This is a genomic window from Chryseobacterium sp. RR2-3-20 (assembly GCF_017808115.1).
GTDB classification, from domain to species: Bacteria; Bacteroidota; Bacteroidia; order Flavobacteriales; family Weeksellaceae; genus Chryseobacterium; species Chryseobacterium oryzae.
Window position 1 is genome coordinate 1 of the sequence record NZ_JADQBD010000072.1, and the last position, 14,073, is coordinate 14,073.

9 protein-coding genes are annotated in these 14,073 nt (G+C 36.1%); 5 read left to right on the top strand and 4 right to left on the bottom strand.

Annotated features, from left to right (window positions below):
- The first annotated feature begins 94 nt into the window (after window positions 1–94).
- The 5 genes from IV513_RS13195 to IV513_RS13215 all read left to right on the top strand — a co-directional run bounded on the left by IV513_RS13195 (window position 95) and on the right by IV513_RS13215 (window position 12,147).
- A complete protein-coding gene (locus IV513_RS13195; RefSeq protein WP_262897351.1) occupies window positions 95–2,494 on the top strand; it encodes a choice-of-anchor L domain-containing protein in 2,400 nt (799 codons plus the stop codon).
- A 16-nt stretch (window positions 2,495–2,510) separates the two neighbouring features.
- Window positions 2,511–3,086, top strand: a complete 576-nt coding sequence (locus IV513_RS13200; RefSeq protein WP_209391037.1) for a hypothetical protein — start codon at window positions 2,511–2,513, stop codon at window positions 3,084–3,086.
- Window positions 3,087–3,506: 420 nt separating this feature from the next.
- Window positions 3,507–7,328: a DNA-directed RNA polymerase subunit beta gene (gene rpoB / locus IV513_RS13205; protein WP_209391038.1), complete on the top strand. Its 3,822-nt coding sequence runs from the start codon at window positions 3,507–3,509 to the stop codon at window positions 7,326–7,328.
- A 104-nt stretch (window positions 7,329–7,432) separates the two neighbouring features.
- Complete coding sequence (rpoC, locus tag IV513_RS13210) at window positions 7,433–11,698, top strand: DNA-directed RNA polymerase subunit beta' (protein ID WP_209391039.1); 4,266 nt, start codon at window positions 7,433–7,435, stop codon at window positions 11,696–11,698.
- A 140-nt stretch (window positions 11,699–11,838) separates the two neighbouring features.
- Window positions 11,839–12,147: a DUF3467 domain-containing protein gene (locus IV513_RS13215; protein WP_209391040.1), complete on the top strand. Its 309-nt coding sequence runs from the start codon at window positions 11,839–11,841 to the stop codon at window positions 12,145–12,147.
- Between the two features lie 71 nt (window positions 12,148–12,218).
- On the opposite strand, the gene IV513_RS13220 is transcribed toward IV513_RS13215, so the two are convergent.
- The 4 genes from IV513_RS13220 to IV513_RS13235 all read right to left on the bottom strand — a co-directional run bounded on the left by IV513_RS13220 (window position 12,219) and on the right by IV513_RS13235 (window position 14,030).
- Window positions 12,219–12,779 (bottom strand): hypothetical protein, encoded by a 561-nt coding sequence (locus IV513_RS13220; RefSeq protein ID WP_209391041.1) that lies wholly within the window; start codon window positions 12,777–12,779, stop codon window positions 12,219–12,221.
- A gap of 80 nt (window positions 12,780–12,859) precedes the next feature.
- Window positions 12,860–13,060 (bottom strand): peptidase, encoded by a 201-nt coding sequence (locus IV513_RS13225; protein ID WP_209391042.1) that lies wholly within the window; start codon window positions 13,058–13,060, stop codon window positions 12,860–12,862.
- 62 nt (window positions 13,061–13,122) lie between these two features.
- The gene (locus IV513_RS13230; RefSeq protein ID WP_209391043.1) at window positions 13,123–13,644 is read right to left on the bottom strand and encodes a hypothetical protein; all 522 of its coding nucleotides are present in this window, start codon (window positions 13,642–13,644) and stop codon (window positions 13,123–13,125) included.
- Between the two features lie 2 nt (window positions 13,645–13,646).
- Entirely contained in the window at window positions 13,647–14,030 is a 384-nt protein-coding gene (locus IV513_RS13235; protein ID WP_209391044.1) for a hypothetical protein, read from the bottom strand.
- Between the last annotated feature and the right edge of the window lie 43 nt (window positions 14,031–14,073).

Below are 14,073 nucleotides of genomic sequence, written 5' to 3' on the forward strand. Positions count from 1 at the left end.
TAATTTTGAATCCATAAGAAGGTTTTTTTGTTGTCAACCTCAAAGATACTTTGAGTTACTTTAATTCCTTCTTATTTTTTTATTTAGGACGCTATTGAATTTATCTCTAATAGGAGATAATGTTACTTTGAGTAATCCAAATTTAGTAAATGGGGTTAGAGCAACTCAGGTAGCTACATTTACAAATGGTGGTAATGCAGGATTAGAAATGACAAAGGGTGTTTTTTTTGGAACGGGTCTGATTAATCAGCTTCTTATTGATAATAATAGTCTACATAGAGATGATAGTCCTGGTGGAATTACAACTACATTTACAGATCCAGATTTAAATGGCATAAGTACACAGTCTAAATATGATATGGTTACTTATACGTTTTCTGTGACAACTGGTCCTAAAGCTACAACCCTAAATATCAAATATCAATTTGGATCAGAAGAATATCCCGATTATGTAGGTACTCGATTTAATGATGCTTTCGGATTTTTTGTTTCTGGTGGTGGTCTGACTGCTACACAAAACATCGGAAGGCTTCCTAATGGGCAGCCAACTTCAATTAACAAAGTGAATTTTGGTTTTCCTGGTGCTCTACAGACTACTGCAAATGCGGATTCTTCTTTTGATGGAACACAATCTGCTTTATATACAAATAATGGCCATCCTACAACTGTAACTAATGGCAAGCTGGTTACGAATGATAATAGTGGCCCTAAACCTATTATTGTGCAGTTTAATGGTATTACTAAGTTGGTTACTTACACTCTTTCTGGTTTGTCTCCAAACACAACTTACAACTTTAAAATTGTAATTGCTGACTTAGGAGATTATCGATATGACTCTGGTGTCTTTGTCAATACTATCTATGGTACGGCAACTTTAGTTGCTAATAATGATACTTATTCTATTATCTCGGGCAATGATTCTGCAACTTCTGTTTTGCTTAACGATAGTGTAAATGGTACTTCAAATGCATCTCTTTCTGATGTTACTCTTTCTCAGGTTTCTACATCAAACTCAGGTGTTAATTTAAATACTGCTACAGGTTTGATAAATGTTGCGCCAGGTACTCCCGCAGGAGTTTATACTGTTAACTATAGAATATGCGATTTAACATATTTGGAGAATTGTAAAACCGCTGTGGCGACAGTTACAGTATTAGCAAATGATCCCGATGGTGATGGTATAGATAGTTTTACGGATTTAGATGATGATAATGATGGTATTCTTGATACAGCTGAAGGTTTTTGTGCGACAACTGGTTTTGAGGGCTTTGAAACGAATCCTTTACAACCAACCGTGAATGGCAATAATTTTCAGACTGGTCTATCATATAATGGTTGGTCTATAGATGGTATGACTCCAACAGTTCAAGCTAACCCTTTCAATATAATCAGAGTAAATAATACTACGTATAGCTCTGGTCCGGCGAGTGCTCAGGAAGGTTCGCAATATTTGGATATTAATGCAACAGGAGGAAATCTATATAGAGAATTTACTTTAACAACCCCTACTGTGCTAAACGCTTCTGTTTTCTTCTCGCCGAGAGAAACATCAGGTACGGCAATCGCTTTTCAATCAAAGATTGAGCTGATAAAGTTATCGGGAACTAGCCAGACTTGGTCGGGTAACGTAATAAATTATAATTCACTTTCACCTTATGTGTGGACACAGAGCAGTCTTAATAATATAGCATTACCAGCAGGAACATATAGGTTGCAGATGTTTATTCACAATAATGCACACGTAGATAGTATATCATATTGTTTTTCAACAGATACCGATGGTGATACTATACCAGATTATTTGGATGTAGATTCCGATAATGATGGGTGTCCTGATGCAATTGAAGGATCAGAAAATGTAACTTATTCTATGGTTAATCCATTGACGGCAACAACTAATCCTGGACAAATAAGTGTGAGATATGATGGTTTTACTACAGGTACGCCTTCGCAAATTGTTAGTACAGCAACAGCAGCTAATGGTGTTCCTCAATTAGTTAATAATGCTATAAATAATACTAATTCAAGTATTGGTCTTTCAAATAATACTCATGCTGGTTTGGTAGATAATACGGACGGAACAGCAGATGTTGGTCAAGGAAAGGGTAACTCTCAAGATAATAGTTTGAATGACTGTAAATGTTATAGAAATCCAAGTTCAAGTGGAATGGATCTTCCTACTCTTCACGGTATCACTTCTTTCAATAGAGCAGGATCTGGTAATTCAAACTGGCCAATGGTAAGAAATAATGGCTGGACTGCACTTGAGTCTAATACTAAACCTTTCGTTATGAACAGAATGCCAAGTGCAACAGCGAACGGAACAAATATTTTTTCGGGAGAACCTCTTTCAAATGGCTCAGCTGCAATCACTGCTCCTGTAGTTGGGATGACCTATTATGATACAACCAACGATTGTATGAAAATAAATATTGATGGTACAAGAACAGGATGGAAGTGTTTTAAAACGCAGTCTTGCCCAGAAGAAAATTAATTTTAAAATTAAATTTATGAAACTTATATATTCAATTTTCATCAACGTTTTTTTTGTTTCTTCTCTTACCGCACAGGTTGCTATTGGGAAGCAAACTGTACAGCCTGGAGTTTCTTTAGAGTTCGGGACAGGTAATAAGGGTTTGATTTTGCCGTGGGTTCTTAATACTAACGGAACTACAGTTGAATTGAATTCTGCAGCTAATGCAAAAGGAGGTGCTTTGGTTTTGGACGTCAACGATAAAAAAGTGAAGATTTCAAAAAATGACGGAACTTGGGTAGATCTTACCGTTCATGTAAATGAAAAACCAGCTACCGGTGGCAATACAGCTATCGATAATAGCTTGCAAAAAGGAACAGTGTATACTCAAAATAGTAGTGCTAAGTCTCAAATTGGAGGGACTGTTAATGATACTACTCCGGGAATTTTAGTTTTGGCAGATACCAACAAAGTAATGATACCGCCTTTAGTGACGAATCCTGCAGATAATATTAAAAATCCCGCACCTGGGATGATTGTTTTTGATTCTGTGAAAAAACTATTCTGTGTGTATAATGGTACGGTTTGGTCTTATTGGAGAGCAGATAGCTGATTTTTTTAAAATAATCACATACTTAACCACTTCAAAATGAAGTGGTTTTTTATTGTGAAAGAAAAATAAATTTTGTAAATTTGCAGTCTCTTTTGGCGCTAAAAATTAAACATAATACGGTAAAATATTGAAAATCAACTCTTTCATGTTATTGAAAGGGGTTTTGTATTTTATGATATTATAGGATTTTCAGTCCATTAGATATAATAAAAGTATTTTGCACTACACTGTGAAAAGATATACCAGTGTTGCAGTTAGGGAAAATTTAGAAAAAAGAATTATAGAAAAAAGAAATGTAAACTTTTAGTTTTCTATACTTTAGCGCCACTTTAGTCATCTTTTATCTTTGTTCTTTTGTCTCAATAATCTCTGATATTTTTGAATAAACAAAATATTTTTTAACCCTTTCTTAAAAGTTTTATGAGTAAAACAACATCAACAACTAGGGGAGTGGAGAGAATTAATTTCTCTTCGGCTAAAGGAAAAATCATTACTCCGGATTTCTTAGATATCCAGTTAGAGTCATTTAAAGATTTTTTCCAGTTAGATACACTTCCTGAGGACAGAAAGAAAGAAGGTTTGCACAAAACCTTCCAGGAAAACTTTCCTATTACCGATTCTAGAAACCAATTCGTATTGGAGTTTTTAGATTATTTGGTAGATTCTCCACGTTATTCGATCGACGAGTGTGTGGAAAGAGGTTTAACGTATTCAGTTCCTCTAAAAGCCAGACTTAAATTATATTGTACAGACCCTGAACATGAAGATTTTCAGACAGTTGTACAGGATGTATATTTAGGTCCGGTTCCTTATATGACTCCTTCTGGTTCATTCATTATTAATGGAGCAGAGCGTGTTATTGTAACTCAGTTACACAGATCTCCGGGTGTGTTCTTCGGACAGACATATCACGCTAACGGAACCAAATTGTATTATTCAAGAATTATTCCTTTTAAAGGGTCTTGGATGGAATTTACAACCGATATCAACAGCGTAATGTACGCGTATATCGACCGTAAGAAAAAATTACCTTTAACAACATTATTAAGAGCAATCGGTTTTGAATCTGATAAGGATATTCTTCAGATTTTCGATCTTGCAGAAGAAGTAAAAGTTTCTAAAGCTGCCCTTAAAAAAGTAGAAGGAAGAACATTGGCTGCGAGAGTTTTGAACACTTGGTTTGAAGATTTCGTAGACGAAGATACCGGTGAGGTTGTTTCTATCGAAAGAAACGAAATCATCTTGGATAGAGAAACTATTCTTGAAAAAGAACATTTAGATCTTATCCTGGATGCTGGTGTGAAATCTATCCTGATTCACAAAGAAAATTCAAACGAATTCTCTATTATTCAGAATACTTTACAAAAAGACCCTACAAACTCAGAAAAAGAGGCTGTAGAATACATCTATCGTCAGTTAAGAAACGCAGATCCACCAGATGAGGAAACGGCAAGAGGAATCATTGAAAAACTATTCTTCTCTGAGCAAAGATATTCTCTTGGTGAAGTTGGACGTTACAGACTAAACAAAAAATTAGGTCTAAACATTCCTACTACAACTGAGGTTCTTACGAAAGAAGATATCATTGCGATTGTAAGACACTTAATTGAATTGGTAAACTCTAAAGCTGAGGTTGATGATATCGACCACTTATCCAACAGAAGAATTAAAACTGTTGGTGAGCAATTAGCAGGACAGTTTGGTGTAGGTCTTTCAAGAATTGCAAGAACAATTAAGGAGAGAATGAACGTTAGAGATAACGAAATCTTTACTCCACTTGACCTTGTTAATGCTAAAACGTTAACATCAGTAATCAACTCATTCTTTGGTACCAACCAGCTTTCTCAGTTTATGGACCAAACCAACCCGCTTTCAGAAATCACGCACAAGCGTAGACTTTCTGCACTGGGGCCTGGAGGTTTATCAAGAGAAAGAGCAGGTTTCGAGGTTCGAGACGTTCACCATACTCACTACGGAAGAATTTGCCCGATTGAAACTCCGGAAGGACCAAACATCGGTTTGATTTCATCTTTAGGTATTTATGCTAAAATCAATACTCTAGGTTTCATTGAAACTCCATACAGAAAAGTTGAAGGTGGTAAAGTAGATTTAAATGCAGATCCAATCTATTTAAATGCGGAGGACGAAGAAGATAAAGTAATTGCTCAGGCAAACGTTGAGTTAAGTGACAATGGTGATTTCGAAACAGATAGAATTATTGCTCGTCTAGACGGTGATTATCCTGTAGTAGAACCTTCTGAAGTTAATTTAATTGATGTAGCGCCTAACCAGATTTCCGGTATTTCAGCTTCATTAATTCCGTTCTTGGAACATGATGATGCGAACCGTGCATTGATGGGATCTAACATGATGCGTCAGGCAGTTCCTTTGTTGAAGCCACAAGCTCCAATCGTAGGTACAGGTCTGGAACAACAGGTTGCAAAAGATTCAAGAATTTTAATTAATGCAGAAGGAAGAGGTAGTGTAGAATATGTAGATGCAGATAAAATTGTTATTAAATATGAAAGAAGCGAAGACGAAGATTTAGTATCATTCGAATCTGCTACGAAAACATATAATTTAACAAAATTCAGAAAAACCAACCAAAGTACAACCATTACTCTAAGACCAAACGTAAGAGTTGGAGATACAGTACAGAAAGGACAGGTTCTTTGTGATGGTTATGCTACAGAAAAAGGAGAATTGGCTCTTGGTAGAAACCTTGTTGTAGCGTTCATGCCTTGGAAAGGATACAACTTCGAGGATGCCATCGTAATCAACGAAAAAGTTGTGCGTGAAGACTGGTTTACTTCAATCCACGTAGATGAGTATTCTCTTGAAGTTCGTGATACCAAATTAGGTATGGAAGAACTTACAGCAGATATTCCGAACGTTTCTGAAGAAGCTACTAAAGATCTTGATGAGAACGGTATGATTAGAATCGGTGCTGAAGTGAAGCCTGGAGATATCATGATTGGTAAGATTACTCCAAAAGGAGAATCTGATCCTACGCCGGAAGAAAAATTACTTAGAGCAATCTTTGGTGACAAAGCTGGTGATGTAAAAGATGCTTCCTTGAAAGCAGATTCATCATTAAGAGGTGTTGTTATCGATAAAAAATTGTTCTCAAGAAACATTAAAGATAAAAAGAAAAGAACTGAAGAAAAACTGAAGCTTGAAGAAATTGAAAACACTTACAAAGCTAAGTTTGACGAGTTAAGAAATACTTTAATCGAAAAATTGAACACGTTAGTGAGCGGCAAAACTTCTCAGGGAGTTACTAATGACTTAGACGAAGAAATTATCGGTAAAGGTGTTAAATTCACTCATAAATTGTTAACTTCAGTTGAAGATTATGTAAACGTTAGCGGTGCAGATTGGACTGTTGATAACGATAAAAATGAGTTAATTAAACAATTAATTCACAATTACAAAATCAAGTACAACGATATTCAAGGAGTTAAAAATCGTGAGAAATTTGCAATTTCAATCGGAGATGAACTTCCTGCAGGTATCATGAAGTTGGCTAAAGTCTATATTGCTAAAAAACGTAAACTGAATGTTGGGGATAAAATGGCAGGTCGTCACGGTAACAAAGGTATCGTTTCGAGAATCGTTCGTGAAGAAGATATGCCTTTCCTAGAAGACGGAACACCGGTAGATATCGTATTGAATCCACTTGGGGTACCTTCTCGTATGAACATCGGACAGATTTATGAAACAGTTCTTGGATGGGCTGGTCAGAAACTGGGTATGAAGTTCGCTACGCCAATCTTTGATGGAGCAACATTAGATCAGATTACAGAATATACCGACAAAGCAGGTCTTCCTAAATTCGGACATACTTATCTTTATGATGGTGGTACCGGAGAGAGATTCTCACAAGCGGCAACAGTTGGTATCATCTATATGTTGAAATTAGGACACATGGTTGACGACAAAATGCACGCACGTTCTATTGGACCTTATTCACTCATTACTCAGCAGCCTTTAGGAGGTAAAGCTCAGTTTGGTGGACAGCGTTTTGGAGAGATGGAGGTTTGGGCACTTGAAGCATTCGGTGCATCTAACATCTTGAGAGAAATCTTGACTGTGAAGTCGGATGACGTGATTGGTAGAGCAAAAACTTATGAAGCGATTGCAAAAGGAGAAGCAATGCCAGAACCTGGTATTCCGGAATCTTTCAATGTATTACTTCACGAGTTACAAGGTCTTGGATTAGACGTAAGATTGGAGGAGTAAATTAAAAGATTTAATTATTAAAAAATTAATTAACTCCGAGATGATAAGAGCGAAAGTAATTTTTAAATCTTTCAATCTTTAATCTTTTAATCAAAATAAAAATTATGTCAAATAAAAATAAATCAAGTAGATTTAATAAAATAACCATCGGTTTAGCTTCACCGGAGTCTATTTTACAAGACTCAAGAGGGGAGGTGCTTAAGCCGGAAACTATTAACTACAGAACACACAAGCCTGAAAGAGATGGTTTGTTCTGCGAAAAAATCTTCGGTCCTATTAAAGATTACGAATGTGCTTGTGGTAAATACAAGAGAATTCGTTACAAAGGGATCGTTTGCGACCGTTGTGGTGTAGAGGTTACGGAGAAAAAAGTACGTAGAGAGAGAATCGGGCATATCAATTTGGTAGTTCCTATCGCTCACATCTGGTATTTCCGTTCTTTACCAAACAAAATCGGTTACCTTTTGGGTATTCCTTCCAAGAAATTGGATATGATTATCTACTACGAAAGATATGTAGTAATTCAACAAGGTATTGCTAAGAAATTAGACGGTTCCGATTTCGATCATATGGAATTCCTTACAGAAGAAGAGTATCTTGATATTATGGAAACTCTTCCTATTGAAAACCAGTATCTTGATGATTCCGATCCAAACAAATTCATCGCTAAAATGGGTGCTGAAGCAGTTGAGGAATTGTTAAAAAGAATTGATCTTGATGCCTTGTCTTTCGACTTGAGACACAAAGCTCACAACGAAGGTTCAAAACAAAGAAGAACAGAAGCTCTTAAGAGATTGAACGTTGTAGAAGCATTGAGAGGTGCTAATACAAGAATGATCAACAGACCGGAGTGGATGATTATGCGTGTGCTTCCTGTTATTCCACCAGAACTAAGACCATTGGTTCCGTTGGATGGAGGACGTTTTGCTACTTCCGATTTGAATGACCTTTACAGAAGAGTGATCATCAGAAACAACCGTTTGAAGAGATTATTGGAGATCAAAGCTCCTGAAGTAATCTTGAGAAACGAGAAGCGTATGCTTCAGGAATCTGTAGATTCATTATTCGATAATACAAGAAAATCTTCTGCAGTAAAATCTGAATCAAACAGACCATTGAAATCACTTTCAGATTCATTGAAAGGTAAGCAAGGTCGTTTCCGTCAGAACCTATTAGGAAAAAGGGTAGATTACTCGGCGCGTTCGGTAATTGTTGTAGGTCCAAACTTACAGCTTCACGAATGTGGTATCCCTAAAGATATGGCTGCGGAATTATACAAACCGTTCATCATCAGAAAACTGATTGAAAGAGGAATTGTAAAAACCGTAAAATCTGCTAAAAGAATCATCGACAGAAAAGAACCTGTTGTATATGATATCCTTGAAAACGTGATGAAAGGTCACCCTGTTTTATTAAACAGAGCACCTACGCTTCACAGATTGGGTATTCAGGCATTCCAGCCTAAAATGATTGAAGGAAAAGCAATTCAGCTTCACCCATTGGTAACAACGGCTTTCAACGCCGATTTCGATGGTGACCAGATGGCGGTACACTTACCGTTAGGTCCTGAAGCAATCCTTGAAGCTCAGTTATTGATGTTAGGTTCACAAAATATCTTGAACCCTGCAAATGGTTCTCCTATCACTGTACCTTCTCAGGACATGGTTCTTGGTCTTTATTTCATGACCAAAGAGTTGAGTTCTACAGAAGATATGAAAGTAAAAGGTGAAGGTCTTGCATTCTACTCTCCTGAAGAAGCGGAAATCGCTTATGCAGAAGGTAGAGTATCTTTAAATGCTAAAGTAAGATGTAGACTTCCGGTTAAAGAAAACGGAGAAATCGTTACAAGATTAATCGAAACTTCTGTAGGTAGAATTTTATTCAACCAGATTGTACCTAAGCAGGTAGGATATATTAATGAACTTTTAACGAAGAAATCATTAAGAAATGTTATCGGTAAAATCCTTGCAGATACAAATTTCCCTACAACTGTGAAGTTCTTGGATGCCATGAAAGATTTAGGATATTCAAACGCATTCAAAGGAGGTCTTTCTTTCTCTCTTGGAGATATTGTAGTTCCGGTAGAGAAAAAACAGATGATTGCGCAGTCTATTGAAGCTGTTGACGAAATTAGAGCTAACTATAACATGGGTCTAATTACCGATACAGAACGTTATAACCAGGTAATCGACGTTTGGACGAATACCAACGCGGGATTAACAGAAATGATCATGAGCAGAATGAAAACCGACAAAGGCGGATTCAACTCTGTATATATGATGCTTGATTCTGGAGCAAGGGGTTCTAAAGAACAGATCCGTCAGTTATCCGGGATGAGAGGTTTGATGGCGAAACCGCAAAAAGCTGGTTCTACCGGTGCGGAAATCATCGAAAACCCGATTCTTGCGAACTTTAAAGAAGGTCTTTCTATCTTAGAATACTTTATCTCTACCCACGGTGCCCGTAAAGGTCTTGCGGATACCGCTCTTAAAACTGCCGATGCAGGTTATTTAACGAGAAGATTGGTAGACGTTGCACAAGACGTTATCGTTACAGAAGACGATTGTGGAACTTTAAGAGGTACAGAAGTTACTGCCTTGAAGAAAAATGACGAAATTGTAGAAAGAATTTCTGAAAGAATTTTAGGTAGAGTTTCTTTACATAATATTTATGATCCTGAAAGTGATGAATTAATTGCTGAAGCAGATGAGGTTATTACTGAATCTTTAGCGAAGAAAATTGAAGAAGCAGGATTAGAAGCGGTTGAAGTTCGTTCACCATTAACTTGTGAAACTAAAAAAGGTATCTGTGCTAAATGTTACGGTAGAAACTTAGCAACAGGTAAGATGATTCACATGGGTGAAGCGGTAGGTGTAATTGCAGCACAGTCTATTGGGGAACCAGGAACTCAGCTTACGTTGAGAACCTTCCACCAAGGGGGAACTGCAGGAAACGTATCAGAAAACCCTTCAATTGTAGCAAGAAGAGACGGTATCGTAGAAATGGATGAAGTAAGAACCATTACTTCTGAAGATGAAAACGGTAATACAGCTGAAGTTGTCGTTTCACGTTCAACAGAATTCCGTTTGGTGGCAGATAACGAGGCTAGAACTCCGTTAATGGTTGCCAACATTCCTTATGGTGCTATCTTGGCGGTAAAACCGGGAGATAAAGTAAGCAAAGGGGATATGATCTGTAGATGGGATCCGTACAACGCGGTTATTATTGCAGAAACAGCCGGTAAAGTAGAATACGAAGATATTATCCAGGGTATTTCATTCCAATTGGAAATCGACGAGCAGACAGGTTTCGAAGAGAAAGTTATTTCAGAATCGAGAAACAAGAAAGCGGTACCTACTTTAAAAGTGGTAGATTCTAAAGGTGTTGAACAGAAAGGTTACAACTTACCGGTAGGAGCCCACTTAATGGTTAACGACGGTGAAAAAATTAAGGCTGGTAAAGTCTTAATCAAAATCCCAAGAAAATCTGCAAAAGCAGGGGATATCACCGGAGGTCTTCCGAGAGTTACCGAATTATTCGAAGCAAGAAATCCTTCAAACCCAGCGGTGGTTACAGAAATCGACGGGGTAGTTTCTTACGGAAAAATTAAGAGAGGTAACCGTGAATTAATCGTTGAAGCTAAAACTGGTGAGAGAAAAATTTATTTAGTTAAATTATCAAACCAAATTTTGGTACAGGAGAACGACTTCGTAAGAGCTGGTTCACCACTTTCTGACGGTTCTATCACTCCGGAAGATATCTTGAGAATAAAAGGTCCAACTGCAGTTCAGGAATATTTAGTAAATGAAATTCAGGAAGTTTACCGTTTACAAGGGGTAAAAATCGACGACAAGCACTTCGAAATTATCGTAAGACAGATGATGACGAAAGTTTCTATCGTAGATGGAGGTGATACTCAGTTCCTTGAAGGTGCTCTTGAACATAAATATGACTTCTTGGAAGAAAACAACAGAGTATTTGGTCTTAAAGTAGTTACTGAAGCCGGAGATTCTAAAGCTTTCAAACCGGGACAGATGATTACTGCAAGAGAATTAAGAGACGAAAACTCAAAATTGAAGCGTGAAGATCAAGCTTTGGTGGAAGTAAGAGATGCTTTACCTGCAACAGCGACTCCTGTATTACAAGGTATTACAAGAGCGGCTCTTCAAACGAAATCGTTCATGTCTGCTGCATCATTCCAGGAAACAACTAAAGTTCTTAACGAAGCTGCGGTTGCCGGTAAGGTAGATGATCTTAACGGTCTTAAAGAAAATGTAATTGTAGGACACAGAATTCCTGCAGGTACAGGTCTTAAAGAATATCAAAGTGTAATCGTGGGTTCTAGAAAAGAATTCGAAGATTTGAATTAATAAAAAGAATAAAGGATTCGGGGTATGAATGAGTATTCCGAATCCTGAATTCAAAAAAATAATTATAAATTAATGTTCAGGCTTCAAACTTTTATTTATTTTTGAAACTTGAATATTAAAACAAAAACTTTAAACAAAAAATGGACAATCAAAATCAAAATCCACAAGATGGAAACATCAACATTCAGTTAAACGAAATGATCGCTTCAGGAGTTTACTGTAACTTAGCATTAGTAAACCATTCTCCATCTGAATTTGTGGTAGACTTCATCCAAATGATGCCGGGTGTTCAACAAGCTAACGTAAGATCTAGAGTAATCTTGGCTCCTCTTCATGCAAAGAGAGTTTTGGCTGCACTTCAGCAAAACGTTGCGAATTTTGAGCAACAATTCGGAGAAATTAAAGAAGTTGAACCTTTCGTATTGGGAGGAAATAATGTACAAGCTTAAGATTTTCTCAACATAAAAAAGAGCCTCAGTTTTTTTAGCTGAGGCTCTTTTGTTGTGGTAATAAACCTATTTTAAAATCTTAGAAAATCCTGAATAACTTTTTGAAATTCAGGAACACTGAATCCACGGCTTGAAGGATGATGCAAACCCATAGCTTTGCAAGTTCCTCCAACATAGTCTAGCGCTCTTACATTCCATCGGTCATTGATTTTTCCCAGATGATTTCCCCAACCAAGTTTGTTGAAAAAATGCTCCCAAAGTCGGCTGGAAAATACAATTACTTTTTCGGGCTTTACAATTTCCAAATATTCTTTGAAAGCACGTTCAGCAATATCTTTCTCTGCATTTGTAGGAACTTGGTCCGCATTGGTAAAAGCACTCTGAACAGCATTGGCAAAAGCAATCTTATGCCAAAATTCCTGATGGGTATGATGATTGAAAATTTTCAGAATAGTCTTGTGGAAATTACTCGAAATATCGTCTAACTCGGCAATCTGAGCTTTTGTGAAATTTTCCAGATTATTCGGAAGTCCATTATTAAAATAGTGAGAATCTCCGATTATCAGGAGTTTGCCATATTCAGATTTTCCGTAATTTTTACCAATCCAAGGGGAGAAAGTGAGATTTTGCATTTTTAGTTTTTAAACAAACCAAACGGGTTTTTAAACCCGTGAGGTTTAGGAAAAAGTTTGACAACCTGTCTGTTTATTATTTATTGTTTTACAATATCAAAATTGGAAATGCTTAACCCATTTACGGCAGTTTTATCGCCATATTTTTTGTTGATGGCTTCAACCACTTCTTTTTGTGTAGGCGGTCTGCTTGCATTTCTTATTATAATTTCTACAAACATTCCTTTGGCGAGTTTGCCGGATTGTTTTTTTGCAGTTGCAATGTAGAGGTGGGTGGACATGGGTTAGTATTTCTTTAAATCATTAAATGGTTAATGCAGATTTGTTGAATGAATAATATGGTTTATTTACCATCTGCATCTTCCATATCATCAATCTCAGAAGTGTCAGAATTTAACATTGATAACATATCGGGACTAATGCCCAAATCTTTAAGTTTTTCTTGAATTTCTTTTACTTGATTTAGAATATCCTTAAACTCATTTAATGTTTCTTTAATTTCTTGTGTTAATCCTTTTTCATTTAAATTTTCATTCAAGTCTTTAGCAACCTCATTAATATTTTCTTTAGTTTCATTAAAATTACTAACGATTTCTGTTTGGTTTTCTGAAAAATTTTGTGGTTCAAATTCAATTTTATCTTGAATCTCATTTAGCTTCTCAGAACTTTTGTTCAGTTTCTCAGCATTTTCGGGTGATAAAAAATTATTAATTTCTTTAAAGCCTGTTTCTTTCATAGCATCAAAACCACCTTTTAAAGCATCGTTAATACTTTTACCTTCTTTTATTCCTTCAATTCCTGTTTTCAAAGCTTCTTTTAAAGTTGTTACTGCGGCGTTTTTTAATGCTGCTGTTAGTGCTTCCATACTTAATTTATTTTTATATTGACTAATTTACTTTTATAATTTATTTTATTTAATAGGTGAACCATGTATTTAAGTATTGGTTTTACAGTTTCTCTATCTAAGTAAGTAATCTTTAATAAGACTTTAATAAAATCTATTTTTAAACCATTCAAACTTTTTGTTTCATCCCAATTTTGCCTTAATAGAAAATCTAAAGCAATAACTTCATTTATAAAATTAACATCATTTTCGCTGATCTTTTTTTCTTTTTCGTAGTTGTTAATAATTTGTAATACTTTTTCAACCTTTTCTTTTTTAGTGTTTTCTATCAGGTGTTTAAACTCTTTTTCTTTAAACCCAAATTCCGCAATAGAAAAAAAAGAGTATTTTAGTATTCTAATATCCAACTGCGTAGCAGTAGAAAAAAATAAGCGATGAAATTCGATCTAT